Origin of the sequence: Coleofasciculus sp., assembly GCF_046539235.1 — a bacterium.
Classification (GTDB): domain Bacteria; phylum Cyanobacteriota; class Cyanobacteriia; order Cyanobacteriales; family Coleofasciculaceae; genus Coleofasciculus.
This window is the reverse complement of record NZ_JBKHHI010000123.1, coordinates 1-16,164: the sequence shown is the minus strand read 5'-3', so window position 1 is coordinate 16,164 and position 16,164 is coordinate 1. Positions and strand designations below refer to the sequence as shown.

General features: G+C 45.8%; 14 protein-coding genes. 7 read left to right on the top strand and 7 right to left on the bottom strand.

Annotated elements, in window-relative coordinates:
* The first annotated feature begins 81 nt into the window (after nt 1–81).
* Complete coding sequence (gene opcA / locus ACLFWI_RS13280) at nt 82–1,449, top strand: glucose-6-phosphate dehydrogenase assembly protein OpcA (protein ID WP_446408858.1); 1,368 nt, start codon at nt 82–84, stop codon at nt 1,447–1,449.
* Between the two features lie 190 nt (nt 1,450–1,639).
* Nucleotides 1,640–3,007: a cobyrinate a,c-diamide synthase gene (locus ACLFWI_RS13275; protein WP_446413328.1), complete on the top strand. Its 1,368-nt coding sequence runs from the start codon at nt 1,640–1,642 to the stop codon at nt 3,005–3,007.
* 257 nt (nt 3,008–3,264) lie between these two features.
* Here the strand turns inward: ACLFWI_RS13275 and ACLFWI_RS13270 are convergent, their stop codons facing one another.
* From ACLFWI_RS13270 to ACLFWI_RS13260, 3 genes are all read right to left on the bottom strand, one after another.
* Nucleotides 3,265–4,950 (bottom strand): NAD(P)H-quinone oxidoreductase subunit 4, encoded by a 1,686-nt coding sequence (locus ACLFWI_RS13270; RefSeq protein ID WP_446413327.1) that lies wholly within the window; start codon nt 4,948–4,950, stop codon nt 3,265–3,267.
* 710 nt (nt 4,951–5,660) lie between these two features.
* Nucleotides 5,661–9,242 carry a methionine synthase gene (gene metH, locus ACLFWI_RS13265; RefSeq protein WP_446413326.1) on the bottom strand — a complete coding sequence of 1,194 codons (3,582 nt, stop codon included), beginning with the start codon at nt 9,240–9,242 and terminating at the stop codon, nt 5,661–5,663.
* Between the two features lie 202 nt (nt 9,243–9,444).
* Nucleotides 9,445–9,738, bottom strand: a complete 294-nt coding sequence (locus ACLFWI_RS13260; protein WP_446413325.1) for a DUF433 domain-containing protein — start codon at nt 9,736–9,738, stop codon at nt 9,445–9,447.
* 509 nt (nt 9,739–10,247) lie between these two features.
* Between ACLFWI_RS13260 and ACLFWI_RS13255 the strand changes: the two genes are divergently transcribed.
* The 3 genes from ACLFWI_RS13255 to ACLFWI_RS13245 all read left to right on the top strand — a co-directional run bounded on the left by ACLFWI_RS13255 (nt 10,248) and on the right by ACLFWI_RS13245 (nt 11,535).
* The gene (locus ACLFWI_RS13255; protein ID WP_446410355.1) at nt 10,248–10,508 is read left to right on the top strand and encodes a hypothetical protein; all 261 of its coding nucleotides are present in this window, start codon (nt 10,248–10,250) and stop codon (nt 10,506–10,508) included.
* A 441-nt stretch (nt 10,509–10,949) separates the two neighbouring features.
* On the top strand, nt 10,950–11,285 hold the full coding sequence (locus ACLFWI_RS13250) for a DUF6883 domain-containing protein (RefSeq protein WP_446410383.1): 336 nt from the start codon (nt 10,950–10,952) through the stop codon (nt 11,283–11,285).
* 10 nt (nt 11,286–11,295) lie between these two features.
* A complete protein-coding gene (locus ACLFWI_RS13245) occupies nt 11,296–11,535 on the top strand; it encodes a DUF4926 domain-containing protein (RefSeq protein ID WP_446410382.1) in 240 nt (79 codons plus the stop codon).
* A 334-nt stretch (nt 11,536–11,869) separates the two neighbouring features.
* On the opposite strand, the gene ACLFWI_RS13240 is transcribed toward ACLFWI_RS13245, so the two are convergent.
* Nucleotides 11,870–12,253 carry a hypothetical protein gene (locus ACLFWI_RS13240; RefSeq protein ID WP_446410381.1) on the bottom strand — a complete coding sequence of 128 codons (384 nt, stop codon included), beginning with the start codon at nt 12,251–12,253 and terminating at the stop codon, nt 11,870–11,872.
* Nucleotides 12,254–12,289: 36 nt separating this feature from the next.
* On the opposite strand from ACLFWI_RS13240, the gene ACLFWI_RS13235 reads away from it, so the two are divergent.
* Nucleotides 12,290–13,117: an EI24 domain-containing protein gene (locus ACLFWI_RS13235; protein ID WP_446413324.1), complete on the top strand. Its 828-nt coding sequence runs from the start codon at nt 12,290–12,292 to the stop codon at nt 13,115–13,117.
* Nucleotides 13,118–13,182: 65 nt separating this feature from the next.
* Here the strand turns inward: ACLFWI_RS13235 and ACLFWI_RS13230 are convergent, their stop codons facing one another.
* The 3 genes from ACLFWI_RS13230 to ACLFWI_RS13220 form a co-directional block, all read right to left on the bottom strand.
* Nucleotides 13,183–13,458: a PIN domain-containing protein gene (locus ACLFWI_RS13230; protein WP_446413323.1), complete on the bottom strand. Its 276-nt coding sequence runs from the start codon at nt 13,456–13,458 to the stop codon at nt 13,183–13,185.
* Between the two features lie 84 nt (nt 13,459–13,542).
* On the bottom strand, nt 13,543–13,764 hold the full coding sequence (locus ACLFWI_RS13225) for a DUF2281 domain-containing protein (protein ID WP_446413322.1): 222 nt from the start codon (nt 13,762–13,764) through the stop codon (nt 13,543–13,545).
* A gap of 234 nt (nt 13,765–13,998) precedes the next feature.
* Nucleotides 13,999–14,883, bottom strand: coding sequence for a sulfotransferase family protein (locus tag ACLFWI_RS13220; RefSeq protein ID WP_446413321.1), 885 nt, complete (start codon nt 14,881–14,883; stop codon nt 13,999–14,001).
* Nucleotides 14,884–15,050: 167 nt separating this feature from the next.
* On the opposite strand from ACLFWI_RS13220, the gene ACLFWI_RS13215 reads away from it, so the two are divergent.
* Complete coding sequence (locus tag ACLFWI_RS13215) at nt 15,051–16,088, top strand: NADP(H)-dependent aldo-keto reductase (protein ID WP_446413320.1); 1,038 nt, start codon at nt 15,051–15,053, stop codon at nt 16,086–16,088.
* Nucleotides 16,089–16,164: the final 76 nt, after the last annotated feature.

Here is a 16,164-nt window from a genome sequence, read left to right as displayed (position 1 = left end):
ACCAATGAACAATGAACAATGAACAATGAACAAATGACGAATGACGAATGACCAAAAACAAATAACCAAGGATAAATAACGATGGTACAATCTCCTCCAATTCTTTCTCTACAATCGCCCAAAGACGTTTCTTTAAGTGAAATTGAGGAAGAACTGCGTAATATTTGGCAAAGCTACAGTACAGCAGATGGAAACACGGATGTTCCCAATGCTGTACGGGCAACTACCTTTACGTTGGTAGTTTACGAACCTGAAGAAACTCAACTGCTTTTAAGCGCCTTGGGATATTATTCGGGTCCTATTGACGGAATTATTGGACCGCGTATGTTTGCGGCGCTCAAAGCGGCACAGAAAGCTTATGGACTGCCGAGAACAGGCAAAGCGGATGACAAAACAAAGGAAAAACTGCGCGAAGAGTATGATGAGCGGCATCAGCAAGAGGTGAATGGAAATGGGGAAACCAGACGGCAACCCTATTCGGCTGATATAGAAGGTTCAGGAATTGCTGATGCGATCGCAGCAGCGAATCCTTGTCGGATTATCGCCCTTTGTCCCATTGCGGGTGAAGATGAAGGGGTGAAGACTCAAGTCTCTGCCTCTTGTCCGATGCAAAAGCACAGTCAAAGTACCCTGATTTGCTGCGAATACGTTACCTTGAGTGGCACATCGGCTGCCTTAGAACGCATCGGGGGCATGATCTGTGAACTGATGATTAGTGATCTACCCAAGTTTATTTGGTGGAAGGGAACACCCGATCCGGATTATGGGTTGTTCAAACGACTGGCTGGGATGAGCAATAGCGTGATTGTTGATTCCAGTTCTTTCCAAAAACCCGAAGCGGGATTGTTGAGACTACAGGAGTTCATCGCTCAGGACATACCCATGGCTGACCTCAACTGGCAGCGGTTAGCCTCGTGGCAAGAGTTGTCGGCTGAGGCATTTGATCCGCCAGAACGTCGCTCTGCGCTCAAAGAGGTTGACCAAGTAACAATTGATTACGAGCAAGGCAACTCAGCTCAGGCATTAATGTTTCTGGGGTGGCTAGCATCTCGACTCCAGTGGCGTCCGGTTTCTTATACGAAAGAGGGCGGGGAATATGATATTCGACGGGTTAAATTCACCACGCACGAACATCGACCTGTAGAAGCTGAATTAGCGGGGATTCCTACGGCTGATGTGGGAGAAGTGGCGGGAGATTTGATTAGCCTGCGTTTGGGTTCGACAAATATGGAAGCCGACTGCTGCACCGTGTTGTGTTCAGAAACCACTGGTTGTATGCGGATGGAGGCACATGGCGGGGCGCAATCGTGCCGCATTCAGCAAGTTACGCCGATGTTTGACCAAAAAACGGAGCAGTTGTTGAGTCAGCAGTTGCAGCGTTGGAGTCGGGATGTGCTGTATGAAGAAAGTCTGGCGGTGACAGGGCAGATCCTGAAAGCCGGAAGTTAGGAATTAAGGACTGGGTGTGGGGGTTGTAGAGATGTTCCGGTGGAACGTCTAGGATCAGGGAGAGGAGGGCGGGTTTCGCACAAACGTTATCATCAACAACCAAGCATAAAGTCCCTAAACCCGCCCCTACACATTCACACGCCATGTCCGACTAGCAAAGCGAAGGATCAAAACTTCCCCAATTCCCCCTATGGCTTTAGTTATTGCTGGTGAACGGAGTGGGGTAGGCAAAACAACCGTGACACTTGCCCTGCTTTCGTGTTTATCGCGACGATATCGTCGAGTACAATCCTTTAAAGTGGGTCCAGATTACATTGACCCGATGTTTCATCAACGGGTAACGGGACGTCCCTGTCGCAATTTAGATCCGGTGCTAACATCGGAAGCTTATGTTCAAACCTGTTTTAACCGTCATCTGGACGGGGTAGACTATGCTCTGATTGAAGGGGTGATGGGGTTGTTTGATGGGGCATCAGGACGCGATGATGTTGCCAGTACAGCGCATATTGCCCGACTGTTAAATGTTCCAGTGCTGTTGGTTTTAGATTGTAGTCGCTTATCCCGTTCCGTCGCCGCGATCGCACAGGGGTATCGTTGCTTTGATCAGCGCATCCAAGTAGCTGGGGTGGTGTTGAATCGAGTGGGGAGCGATCGCCATTTAGAATTGCTTCAAGATGCCCTAGAACCCCTACAATTACCTATACTCGGTGTACTCCGGCGTCAGGATAGTCTGACGATTCCTGATCGCCATCTGGGATTAGTTCCCACCGATGAACTGACGTTTCTGGATCAGTTAATTGATCAACTGGCTGATATTGGCGAAACCTGCTTTAACTGGGAGCATTTATTGCCTCTGTTGAAGGCAGAGATTCACGATTTAACCGTTACCAATCAACCGTTAAATACCTCTGTAACTCAATCCGTTACCCGAATTGCCATCGCTCGCGATCGCGCCTTTAGTTTCTACTATCAAGATAATCTGGATTTATTGCAACAGTTGGGAGCGGAATTAGTTCCCTGGAGTCCCCTAGGGGATACCACATTACCCGAAGACGTGCAGGGACTTTTTTTTGGTGGGGGATTCCCCGAAGTGTTTGCCCAGGAATTGGCGCATAATATCGAGGCGCGTCAGGCAGTATGGAATGCCATTGTTCAGGGAATGCCTACCTATGCTGAATGTGGTGGGTTGATGTATTTATGTCAACAGGTTACAGATTTTGAGGAAAAATGTTGGTCGATGGTAGGGATATTGCCCACAAGGGCGGTAATGGGCAAACGTTTAACCCTGGGATATCGTCAAGCAACGGCATTACAACATACGCCATTGGTATTAGTAGGTGAAAGGGTTTGGGGACATGAATTTCATCGTTCCCAGTTAACAGCAAGTCCTGAGCATCCTTTGTTTGAAACAAGAGGATATGATCCGAAGGGAAAAGTTGGGATTGATGGGTGGCGAATGTATCAATTACATGCATCCTATATTCATCTGCATTGGGGTGAAACAACAGATATTCCTCAGCGTTTTTTGAAATGTTGTCAACAATTTAATCCCAATTAAGTAAGTGGGTAAAATTAAAGAGCGTCATTCGTCTTATGTCATACTCGCTACCCTTGAGAAGCCAGCTACGTCCTTTGTGTTTGTTTGTGGTAAATAATCAATTTTGTCGGGTGTGTTAGCGACAGCGTAAGGCATCCGATAAAAGTAACGCACCATATACCTGAGAACGGTGCGTTACGGCGCAAAAGCGCAAATTATTCGTGATGTTAATCCAAGTAAGCGCCTAACGAACCCTACGAAAATTCGAGAAGTTGAAGTTAGCGATTATAGGAAACCGTTGCTACCGATGGTTCCTTAATTTGAGGAACTACGAAGTTTTGAGCATAAATCTGGGGCTTATCTTGGGCGACTTGGAAATAAGATTGGCGTAACTGCGCGTTAACCGCTACTGTCTTCGCGTCATAAAGCTGGGTGGCGAGTTTGGGATAGAACCCAATACCCAGAATCAGCACTAAAAAGCAAGCGGCAATAAAAACTTCCCGTGGTTTAGCATCGGTGTAAACGGCATTAGTCGGCAAAACACAATCCGTGCCAAAGCAAACGGCTCCTTCTTCATCCTTATTCTCGAAGTTGGAATTATCAAGTTCACAGGTTGGGGCGACGCCTGCTCCGTAAAAGACTTGTCTGAGTAGAGAGAGGAGATAGATAGGTGTAAGGATCAGTCCCAACGCCGAGAGGAAGACAGTTACTGTGCGGAAGGTTGAGCTATAAATATCACTGGTTGTCACCCCGACAAAGACAGAGAGTTCACTGGCAAACCCACTCATTCCCGGAAGGGCAATGGATGCCATCGCGGCGGCGGTAAACAAGGCAAATACTTTGGGCATCACCTGACCAATACCACCCATACTATCTAAGGCTAGGGTGTGGGTACGATCATAGGTAACTCCAGCTAGGAAGAATAGCACAGCGGCAATTAAACCGTGGGAAATCATTTGCAACATCGCCCCACTAATCCCTAAGTCCGTGAATGAGGCGATTCCGAGGAGGACAAACCCCATGTGAGACACGGAGGAAAAGGCAAGACGCCGCTTCATATTCGGCTGGGCAAAGGAGTTGAGTCCACCATAGATAATGTTAACCACCCCCAGCATCGCCAGAATTGGGGCAAAGTAAACGTGAGCATCGGAGAGTATCTCTAGATTCAGGCGAATTAATCCATATCCACCCATTTTCAGGAGTACCCCAGCTAAAATCATTGATACAGGTGCAGAAGCTTCACCATGAGCATCGGGAAGCCAGGTGTGCAAGGGGAAAACCGCTAATTTAACACCAAAGGCAATTAATAATCCTGCATACAGGAGTAGTTCTAGAGCCAATGGGTAATCCTTAATGCCGAGTTCAACCATATCAAAGCTGATTGTACCCTCGCCATAGAGAGCCATGGCTAACCCAGCTACCAGAATAAATATAGATGCGGCGGCAGTATAGAGTAAGAATTTGGTCGCGGCGTATTGACGCTTCTGTCCCCCCCAAATCGAGACGAGGAGATAAACGGGAACCAGTTCCAGTTCCCACATAATAAATAGGAGCAGAATGTCTTGGGCGATAAAGACGCCGATTTGTGCCGAATACAGCACCAGCATCAAAAAATAGAAGAGGCGAGGCTTGTGATCGACTTGCCAAGCTGCGAAAATGGAGAGCGTTGTCACCAGTCCCGCCAAAAGCACGAGGGGGAGTGACAGTCCATCGACTGAAACTGCCCAACTGAGACCTAATTGAGGTATCCAGGTATACTTTTCTGTGAGTTGAAATGTGGCGCTGCTAGCGTCGTAGTGCTGCCAAAAGGTGTACACCATCAACAGAAAATCTGCGATCGCGACACCGAGGGCATACCATCGCACTGTCTTACCCTGCTTATCTGGCAGTAGGGGAATGGCAAGAGAGGCGACGAGTGGTAATAGGACGATCGCACTCAGCCAGGGAAATGAATCGGCTATCATGACGATGAGAAAAAATACTTAGTTAACAGATGATGTTATTTTACTAAGCTTTGTAACACTTTTCTCATAAATATTTATCTCAGATCACCATAAGGCATCTCCCCACCATCTGCTGACTTTTCACGGCATCTTAGATTTAGATGTGGAGTATGGGGTATGGGGATGGGGTTGTGGGGTGTGGGATGTGGCGCTGATCAATCTCTTGACCGATATTTGGGTGAGATGAATTTTGTCGGATAAGACAATGAGTCTACGAAGAACAGGGGAGCGATGTTCCAGACGTAACATTTTACCTCTGGGAGATGAGGGAGAAAATCTAGCCTTTGTGTTAATGTACACCCATATTGACGCATTGCCGAAGCTAGTTACGATATGCCCTACCGTACTATTGAAAACAAGAAAAAATGTGTTTTCTGGTACTTGGTGCTTAGACTTTTTACCTGTCAGGTCCTTCCTGTACAGAACCCTCTCAGGCTAGTTTTCAAGGTGCGATGCCTCTCGGCTCTGGGTTTTTATAGAGGTTTAATACCCTTTCCTCGAATCTAATTTTAACACAAAGTCGTCCTATAAGGACCGTCAGAGGCGCTAAAGCGCCGACTACGAACGAACGAACGGGTTTGTAGTGAGGACTTTAGTCCTCTCGACTCTTCTCTATCCTAATCTCTCCAAGCCGCAAATCCCTAAGAGCTTACATATCAATTCTACCCCGACTAAGCGCTGAAATATTTGGCTACGGGATGATAGGTAACGATCGCGGTGGTTGATTGTTCCGGATACAGTTGTTCACTTTCATCCATGTACAGGTTGATGCGATCGCACGCCAACAACTCCAGTTGCTTGTATTGATCCTGGATATTCGGACAAGCGGGATAGCCGAAGCTGTAGCGCGAACCTTGATACCGTTGCGCTAAGACATCCCGAATCGTGTCCGGTTCCTCCTCAGCCAAGCCTAATTCCCGGCGAATTCGGGCGTGTGTCCATTCGGCTAAGGCTTCTGCTATTTGTACCGCGAAACCGTGATAGTAGAGATAATCGGTATATTGATCCGATTCAAATAGCTGTTTGGCGTATCGGGTAGCTACTTCCCCCACAGTTACCGCTTGCATCGGGAAGACATCGATAATTCCGGAGTCTTTCGGTGCAAAGAAATCCGCGATACATAGACGCCGCCCTGATTTTTGGCGCGGGAATTTAAATGTGGCAATCGGTTCCCATTTCTCTGGATGTTTCTCACCGTCTTGATTCATCAGATCCGGATCGAATATATGCAGAGAGTTTCCTTCTGATTGGCAAGGAAAATAGCCATAAATGATTTGCGGATGTAATAGATTTTCCGCTACAACTCGCTTTTTCCAGTTGTCGAGAATCGGATGAACGGTCTCTTCTAGAAACTGATTATACTCCTCACGGGATTGGTCTTTTTGTTTGCGGAACTGCCATTGTCCAGCAATTAGCGCCTGCAAATCTAGATACCAAAAGATTTCATCAATGGGAATCTCATCCGGTTGCAGAATCTGAGTTCCCCAGAAGGGTGGAGTTGGGCGATTAAGGTCTAAGGTGATATGTTCAGAACGGCGGGTATCTTCTACCTCTGGAACCGATTGCTTCGCCGATGACTGCGGCTTCTCTTTCTTCTGAGCAGATTTACCGTTTTCCGAGGGCTGATTGCTGCCATTGGGACTGTCATCTGTGACTTCATCTAAGAAGCCTTTTAAATCATCCCACTCTGCGGCGGCTTTAGCGGGCATGAGTTTATCCATGAAGTGTAAGTCGGAAAACGCATCTTTGCCATACACGACTTTCCCTTTATAAGCAGACTGACAATCCTGATAGACAAACTTCGGTGTCAATGCTGCACCGCCTAAAATGACGGGAACGGTGATTCCCTGTTCATTAAAGGTTTCCAGGTTATCTTTCATAAATGCCGTGGATTTCACCAATAGTCCACTCATGGCAATACAATCGGCATTATGTTCTTTGTACGCCTCGATAATATTGTCTACGGGCTGCTTAATTCCCAGATTCACCACCTTATAGCCATTATTGGTGAGGATGATATCCACCAAATTTTTGCCAATATCGTGAACATCCCCTTTCACCGTAGCAATCACCATGATTCCCTTGGCATTATTTTCCCCATCTTCTTTTTCCATATACGGTTCTAAATATGCCACCGCTGCTTTCATGGTTTCGGCGGATTGTAAGACAAAGGGGAGTTGCATTTGTCCAGAACCAAAGAGTTCCCCGACGACTTTCATCCCATCTAAGAGGAAGGTATTGATAATGTCTAAGGGTGCGTAGGTTTCTAAGGCTTTCGCCAGACTCTCATTCAAGCCAATCCGTTCCCCATCAATAATGTGGCGCTTGAGGCGTTCTTCAATCGGCAGATTCACATCCACCGTGCGATCGCGCTTCGTGGTTTTGCCTTCAAATAACTGGGTAATCTCCCCTAACGGATCATAGGTGCAAATATCGCCATCAAACTCCCGTTGATCATAAATCAGTTTCCGGCAAATCTCTTGATGTTCGGGTTCAATTTTGGCTACGGGTAAAATCTTACTGGCGCTGACAATGGCTGCATCTAACCCTACCGCCATGGCTTCATGGAGGAACATGGAGTTTAAGACTACCCTGGCGGCGGGATTGAGTCCAAAGGAGATATTAGACACCCCCAAAATAATATGACATCCGGGTAATTCTTCCCGCATGCGGCGGATGGATTCAATTGTCGCTTTTCCGTTGCTTCTGTCTTCTTCAATCCCTGTCGAAATCGGTAACGCCAGGGGGTCAAAAAAGATTTCATGGGCGGGAATTCCATAGTCTATAGCTTGGTGATATGCCCGTTGTGCGATCGCGAATTTTCGGTCAGCGGTTCGCGCCATCCCCTCTTCGTCAATCGTCCCGACAATTACACCCGCGCCATACATTTTGGCTAAGTCTAATACTTTCAGGAACCGTTCCTCCCCATCTTCATAGTTGGTTGAATTGAGGATACATTTCCCCCCGGCGACTTTTAACCCCGCCTCCATCTTTTGCCATTCCGTGGAGTCTAGCACTAGGGGTAAGGTAACATTGGTGACTAAACGGGAGACCAATTCATGCATATCCTTTTCCCCATCTCGTCCCACATAGTCCACATTCACATCCAGAACATGGGCACCTTCGCGTACCTGCGCCCTAGCTAAGGCGACTAATCCATCCCAGTCTTCCTCATTCAATAAAGTACGGCATTTTTTCGACCCACTGGCATTTAACCGTTCACCGACAATTAGGAACGAGTTCTCTTGTTCGTAAGGTTGGGTGGAATAAATCGAGGCGGCGGCGGGTTCGTATTCTGGGTGACGTTCTTTTGGCGTCAGGGTTTGGGCAATTTCGGCTAATTGTTGAATATGTTCGGGGCGAGTCCCGCAACAGCCGCCAATTACCTGGACGCCCAAGTCTTCAATAAAATGCATTAACGCCATTCTTAGTTCCATCGGCGTTAACTTATAATGGGCTTTCCCACCGACATTTTCTGGTAACCCCGCATTTGGGATACAGGACACCACAAAGGGCGAATGCTGGGACAAATATTTGATATGATCCTTCATGCGATCGGGTCCCGTGGCGCAGTTAAGACCGAGAATATCGATGGGATAGCGTTCCAAAATCGCCAGCGCCGCGTTAATTTCCGTTCCCACCAGCATCGTTCCCTGAACTTCCACGGTTACCGATACCATAATCGGGCGGCGTTCCCCTTTTTTACGAAACACCTCCTCCACCCCATTCAGTGCAGCTTTAATTTGCAGCACATCCTGACAGGTTTCGATAATCATTAAATCGACACCGCCATCGTAGAGTCCTTCGGCTTGTTCAGCAAAGGTGGCTTGCATCGTGTCAAAATCAATATGCCCCAGTGTGGGGAGTTTTGTCGTCGGTCCCATGGAACCCGCGACAAATCGGGGTTTTTCGGGAGTGGAGAATTCTGCTGCGACTTTTTTGGCAAGTTCCGCTGCGGCTTTATTCAGGGAATAGGCTTGGTCGGCTAAATCATATTCTGCCAGAACAATCGACGCCCCACCAAAGGTATCCGTCTCAATCACATCCGCCCCCGCTTCCAGAAAACGACGATGCACCGTCGCCACGGCTTCCGGTTTGGTGTGAACCAGATACTCATTACATCCTTCGTATTTCGCCCCACCAAAATCAGCCGCGGTGAGGTTTTGGGTTTGCAGGTTGGTTCCCATCGCGCCATCGAAGACGAGAACTGGGCGTTGGGGACTATGAAGGCGAGTTAGGAAGGCACTGTTCATAACTGTCTTGGCAATCTGGATATAGATATTAGTGTAGGTGCAATGTATGACCACGCACAACCTGGGTTGAGGAGGTGATGGGGCGCGATCGCACGATTAGACCCCATCCATACTCTACCTTGCCTCTACGGACTAAAAGCTCGTGAACGGGAATTCCATTGTCAAACCCTTTCAATGTAAGCACTCAGAAATATCAGTTGACTCATGATCGCCTTCCCGCTAAATAGTCTGCTTCGAGGCGATCGCATTCTTGATCATAAGCAGCAAATTCCACATCTAGCAATTCTTTATTGGCGTAGTAGTAAGCTATAGCTGCATAAATTCCACCAAGAGTCAGGTGTGGTTTGTTTTTCAATATTTCTTCAGGAGTCACACCAGCCCTAATCTCATTGATAATGTACTGAACCGTGATTCGAGTACCAGCAATTCGGGGACGCCCCCCACAGGTTCCCGTTGTGCAAACAATCAGCGTTCCAATGTCAGTCAAGGTTGGCATAATCGACTTGGTGAATTTTTATTCTCATCCTAACTCGTTATTGGTGGGTTACGGCGGATATCAAATTAAAGGGTAACAATTAAAAGGGTATAACCGCCTAACCCACCCTACCTGTTTGAGAAAGAGGGTGGATGAGGAAGACAAAAGGACAAAAGATAAGTCGCTCATGTAGGGTGCGTTAGCGAAGCGTAACGCACCAAGGGTAAAAAAATATCAGCTTCGCTGTCAGTTATTAACCACATACAGACTCAAAAGGGCATAACCTTTGTCGGGTTCATATTGGCTACAGTTCTAGCTTTATGATTGGTGGGTTACGGCGGATGTTAAATCAAAGGTTACTCTTGAGATGGTATGACCGCCTAACCCACCCTACTGATATTATTTTTTCGGGTTTTAGGATTGACTGAATAGAAAGCAAAAGATCAGCCTCATTCCTGCTCAGGATTATCTTCTATTGGTTGATTCAATTCTTCCAGTAGCCCTTCTAACGCGCCGAACGTTGGGCTTATGTGCTGTTTGTACATCGGCGCGATCGCGGCGGACAATTCATCAGTTACCGCAAACTCAAATTATGGCTGGACGCAATTACTGTCTTAATTCAAAAGACCAAAAGCTTGGACGAACTTTGGCAACTGGGACTATGGATTCGGCAAGAATGCAAAAAGTTTGACTATGCTGAACCTGTTGTAGAATACCTGCGCTGTGTTTGGGCAAAACACCGAGACAATTTACGGCGTTTATCAAGTGAACCCAGGCAAATAATGGTTTAATTATACAAAAAAAATCCTGCAATTATCCGACTGTAGGGGCGCACCGACGTGCGCCCTTTTACCGCCGACGTGCGCCCTTTTACCGCCGACGTGCGCCCAATTCAATCGTAAAATTTATCCCACAATTTTAGCTAGATCAGTAATTTTGTGATTGGTGGGTTACGGCGGATATCAAATTAAAGGGTAACCATTGAAATAGTATAACCGCCTAACCCACCCTACCTGTTTGAGAAAGAGGACGGATGAGGAAGACAAAAGGGCGAAAGATGAGGCAGAATAAACAGATAATGGTAAATCTTCTCTCTCAAATTATCCAATATTCAACTATGTGGGCAGCAGTAAACTCTTATATAATAGACTATATCGCATTGAGTCAACCTTGGGACGCAGTGCGTTCGACTGGATTAATATCCCAATCGTTAAATTTGAGTGTTTCAGAACATGAAGTTACCCAATGGAGACCGAGCAAAACTGGGAGATAAACTGGATCGGTATTCACTGAATATGCAGCATCCGAAGGGTAAAGACAAAGCTAACCTGTTTAGAAACAGGTTAGGGATTACGCTAGAAAACAAAGAGTTATTAGAAACGGCTCTATTAGAATCTGCTGTCAATAATGAGGCAACCCTTCACAAAACGGATGAGTATGGAACCCAGTATGATGTAAAATTTTTGATGACGACGGACGTGGGAAGCTCTTTGGTACTTGGATGTTGGATCATTCGCACAGGTGAAGAGTTTCCAAGACTAACAAATACTTATCCTGTAGATCAGTGAGGATACAACTATGAATTTTAAGGAATATGATGTTGTGGCATTAACCGAAGAAATTCAGGCGATCCATAAAGAAACTCAACAGCCAATCCGACTAATACCTGGGCAAGTCGGCACTATCCTGATGGATTTTGAGGGTCGAGCCTATCTTGTTGATTTTGCTGATGCTCATGGCAAAACCTATGCTATGGAAACCGTCCCCGGTGAAAGGTTGATGCTCCTTGTCTATGAACCGCTTCTAGCTGTTGCCTAACATTGAAATGAACCTAAGTAGGTGGACACAATGCAAGTTAAAGGTGGAGAGCGTCATTAGTCTTATGTCCTTTGTCAGGGTTTGAGGTAAGTTGACACGGATGCGCGTAAAATTTATTCCACAATTTTAGCTCAGTCAATCCAGTTTTCTGATTGGTGGGTTACGGCGGATATCAAATTAAAGGGTAACAATTGAGATGGTATAACCGCCTAAACCACCCTACTTACTGGTGATTTTTCTTGAGGAGTTTAGGTTGGGTTTGTTAGCGTTCGTGTCGCGTTTCCAACGGTAGCGTAAAATATTCTGTCGTCAAACGTTAGACATCGGCAAGTTATCACACCGCTGCAAACTCAGCAAATACTTGCTCAATCACCTTTTGCGCTTTAGTATCCAGAGAATGCCAATCCACTTCACCGTCTTCATCAATTAGGCTGGTATCAATGTCAACTTCTTGGCTTTCTACTTCAGAATGAACCGGGGCGTACTCCTGAAAACAGACTTGAAAGCATAACTCCCACAAGTTAATACAGGTTGAATGATCAGGCTTTTCTAAGCATACCGCATGACCCGGTATCGGCGTCTGTACATCCTTATACGTGGCTTTCCAGGTGGTTTTCTCAAGCTGCTGGCGAATATGATCAACGATACGGATTAACGCGGGTTGCATTAATAGTCCCGCTTGTTCCCACGCCTGAGTTGTTTTAAATTTGGGTTTCATTCTAAATGTCGAGAGGGAGGAATTCAGCAAACAACGATGTTAAGACTACTGAGTGGATTTGGATTCGTGACGGGAGCTACTTACCCGTTGCGCGTGTTGGCAGTTTTCCGGCGCACGCCACGTCTGTGGGGATACATGATTACTCCCATTTTGGTCAATGTGTTCATCGGTATTGCTCTGTATGCCGGATTACTGCTGTTGGGTTGGCAACAGGTTGACCGGATTACGCTTAGTTTATCGCAATGGTTGAATAATGCGATCGCGAGTCTTCCCCCCTGGCTGAGTTTCCTAGGCGTCTTGGCGACGGGGCTCAATTGGTTGCTGGATTTGATCTTGGTGATTGGCTTACTGCTGATTACGGGATTTTTGCTCGTCCAATTTGGTGTATTACTGGGTGCGCCGTGGTATGGTCAACTCTCGGAACAGTTAGAAGAAATCCGCACGGGTCAAATTCATACGGTAGAGGTGGGATTTATCCAGGATATTTGGCGAGCTATTTTATTTGAGTTGAAGAAGCTGGTACTAGGAATCGGCGTGGGCATTTTCTTATTAATGCTGAATATTCTACCCGGAATTGGCACTTTAGCCGCCGCAATTGGTGGGATTATCCTCACCGCAACAGTAACTTGTTTGGACTTTATCGACGCGCCCTTAGAACGTCGCCGTTTACGATTTCGCTATAAGTTAGGAATTGTGTTTAAAAGTTTACCTGCCAGTGCGGGGTTTAGTTTAGTTTGTATGGTGTTAATTACTGTGCCATTAGTGAATCTTTTTACCATTCCTCTATGTGTCGCATCCGGGACATTGTTTTTTTGCGATCGCGTCTTACCTAAGTTACCGCAATCTTTCAGGTTCGATCATTAGTCTAAATCTCAATTGTGACTGGGCTGCGTTTACGATATCTATTTATAATGAGGCGTCATGTCTGCTTAGGGTCTAAGTTCTTTCATCCTATTTGCCAACTGAGAATCCAGAGTTAGAAGTTCTAGATTTTCCTCCAGAGCCATGGCTGCGATGATAGCATCTGGTAATTTCAGAGTATACTGGCGACGGATAGTAATGGTGGTATTTTCAATTGCCGGAGTCATGGGTAGGTATTGCATGGCGTTGAGTAGATTTTTAATCTCAGCGATTTCAAACTCGGTGATGCGGGAATAACTCAAGAGTTCAATACGGGTGATAAAGCTGTAAGCACATTCACTCACCTTAATAGAATGTTTCGTAAGGTAGTTAACGACTTGCTCATTCCTTTGAGCAAGCCAATTACAAAATTGGTGTCAAGTAAAAATTTACTCCCACTCACGGCGTAGTACCTCCTGAATTTCGACGGGATCTTCGTTGAAATTGGGGGAGTCTCTCAAAATGCCCAAGTAGTTAGAAAGCAATGGTGATGTATGGGATGGGCGCGACTGAACTTTTAGGCGCAAAAACTCAGCAAAAGCCAACACCATATTGGCTTGGTCTTCGGGCAAAGCTTTGACGAGTTGGTAAACAGCTTCCGCAGTGGTCATTGGCAGGTGAGTTGTGTCGGGTGTTGCTTAAATCAGGTTATGACTTCAGTGTAACGAAAAATCAGTCGTTTCTAGTCTTTAATTTCGATTCAGTGACTCAAATTCACATCCCTATAGTTTTTGGCGATCGCGTGTTACCTAAGTTACCTCAATCTCTGGCAAAGCCCAAATCTGATTGAACTATAAATTTAAATGAGTCCGATGGATAGGAGATATACAATGAGAACACTTAAATCAGTGACGGATTAATAGATTAGCTGTGCCAACGTTTAAGCCATCTTCAATATAGCCGAGTATTTGCAGTTCCCGACCTGCGATTTCATGAAACTGCTGCACCTCCGATTCAGTTAACTCTTTTTTCCAGCGCCCTTGACTCAACTGATCAATGGATTTGGATAATTTACGAAACTCTTGGCGAGTATCTTGAGTGATCGTGTTCTGAGAATAGTATTGAGGCTCAATCTGTCTGGCATCATACTCTTCCCCAAGAAAATTCATGATTTGCTTAACCACCTGTTCCGGGTTATTTGTTAATTCTTCATACTTAACGTCAAAAATATTGTTATTCTCTCCCTGGTTTAGTCTCGCGTTTACACATTTTTTCCAGTATGAAGCATAACGGACAATACTCTTTCCTTGGGGAACATTTTGGTGATGGCGTGCGGAACAATAGCCGTCTCGACCATCGCGGAACATATTGATAAACTTGGCGTTGGGAAAGTGCTGTAATAAAAACTTCAACTTCAAAACATGCTGGGGAGTTTTTTCAATAAAACGCTGATCTCCTGTTTTTTGAGTGATCTGTTGAGTGAATTTATCGTAAAATTGCACAATATCTGGGGACTGATTAATTAAATCTGCTATGTCTGTAGTGGTAAATCCTTCATAAGTAAATCCATAAATATCCCGGTACATAAACAAGCCAGTTTCATACCCAAAACCACTCAAATTAGGATGAGCGCCTAAAATTAATTTGATCAGGGTTGTGCCACTGCGAGGCGCACCAAACACGAAAATATGGGGTTGATGAGAAATCGTCTTAGGTAGGCGCATAAAAATATTTTTAGGAATGGCTTGGGGATGTTTTAGGAAAGAGCGAATGGCTGTAATAAGAGGCATGGGGCTAACCTTTGATTGTTTTTATACTATACAAGAATAATAAAATATTAATCGATGACAATTAAGATTTAACCTAGTCTCAAAAAAAATTAATAATTCCTGGAGTTGAATAGCATCTTAACATTTTGTATTAACATAGAAAGATGACAATTATTTAATCATCAGGTATGGAGTACAAACAACTAGGGGAAAGCGACCTACGGGTTTCAGAAATCTGCTTGGGAACTATGACCTATGGTCAGCAGAATACTATAGAAGATGCGACAGAACAACTGGACTACGCGATTTCCCAAGGGGTTAACTTTATTGACACCGCAGAAATGTATCCTGTACCGGGACGGGCGGAAACTCAGGGGAAGACGGAGGAGTATATTGGCGAGTGGTTAGTTAAGCAGCAGCGCGATCAGCTAATTGTGGCGACCAAAATTGCTGGTCCTGCGTCTCGGATAAGCTGGATTCGGGGAGAAAACCACCGGATTGACCGCCCCAATATCGAGCAAGCAATAGAAGACAGCCTGAAGCGCCTGCGTACTGATTATATTGACCTCTATCAAATCCATTGGCCCGATCGCTATGTTCCTTTGTTTGGCGCACCTGATTATGATCCCAAGCACGAACGGGATACTGTACCCATTGCTGAACAACTGGAGGTATTCGCTGACTTAATTAAAGCGGGGAAAATTCGCTATTTGGGGTTGAGTAATGAAACCCCTTGGGGCGTGTGTGAGTTTTGCCATGTTGCCAAGCAGCTAGGATTACCCAAAGTGGTGTCGATTCAAAATGCCTACAGCTTGGTTAATCGCATCTTTGATATTCACCTGGCTGAAGCCTGTCGATTTAATCAGGTTGGGTTACTCGCCTATAGTCCCTTAGCCTTTGGCTTGCTGACGGGTAAATATCTCAACGGTATCCCAGAAAAGTCACGGCTAGCCCTATTTCAAGGATTTGGGGGGCGGTATGAGAAATTCAATCTCACTGAAGCGGTGAAGGAGTATGTGAACATTGCCCATAAGCATAACCTGACACCCGCCCAGTTAGCCTTGGCATTTGTGCGATCGCGTTGGTTTGTCACCAGTACGATTATCGGTGCAACCACGATGGAACAACTCAAGGAAAATCTGAGTGTGACTGAGGTGACATTGGATCAGGATATCTTGGCAGAAATTAATGCGATTCACGCCCGGTATCCGAATCCTACACCCTGAGGGTGAGGGGGTGATGGGGGAGATGGGGGAGATGAGGGAGATGAGGGAGATGAGGGAGATGAGGGAGATGAGGGAG

Coding starts and splice junctions, on each gene's coding strand:
- ACLFWI_RS13240 (WP_446410381.1), bottom strand. CDS start 12,253: ATGAAACCCAAATTTAAAACAACTCAGGCGTGGGAACAAGCGGGACTA.
- ACLFWI_RS13245 (WP_446410382.1), top strand. CDS start 11,296: ATGAATTTTAAGGAATATGATGTTGTGGCATTAACCGAAGAAATTCAG.
- ACLFWI_RS13270 (WP_446413327.1), bottom strand. CDS start 4,950: ATGATAGCCGATTCATTTCCCTGGCTGAGTGCGATCGTCCTATTACCA.
- ACLFWI_RS13260 (WP_446413325.1), bottom strand. CDS start 9,738: ATGCCAACCTTGACTGACATTGGAACGCTGATTGTTTGCACAACGGGA.
- metH (WP_446413326.1), bottom strand. CDS start 9,242: ATGAACAGTGCCTTCCTAACTCGCCTTCATAGTCCCCAACGCCCAGTT.
- ACLFWI_RS13225 (WP_446413322.1), bottom strand. CDS start 13,764: ATGACCACTGCGGAAGCTGTTTACCAACTCGTCAAAGCTTTGCCCGAA.
- ACLFWI_RS13275 (WP_446413328.1), top strand. CDS start 1,640: ATGGCTTTAGTTATTGCTGGTGAACGGAGTGGGGTAGGCAAAACAACC.
- ACLFWI_RS13235 (WP_446413324.1), top strand. CDS start 12,290: ATGTTAAGACTACTGAGTGGATTTGGATTCGTGACGGGAGCTACTTAC.
- ACLFWI_RS13220 (WP_446413321.1), bottom strand. CDS start 14,883: ATGCCTCTTATTACAGCCATTCGCTCTTTCCTAAAACATCCCCAAGCC.
- opcA (WP_446408858.1), top strand. CDS start 82: ATGGTACAATCTCCTCCAATTCTTTCTCTACAATCGCCCAAAGACGTT.
- ACLFWI_RS13215 (WP_446413320.1), top strand. CDS start 15,051: ATGGAGTACAAACAACTAGGGGAAAGCGACCTACGGGTTTCAGAAATC.
- ACLFWI_RS13250 (WP_446410383.1), top strand. CDS start 10,950: ATGAAGTTACCCAATGGAGACCGAGCAAAACTGGGAGATAAACTGGAT.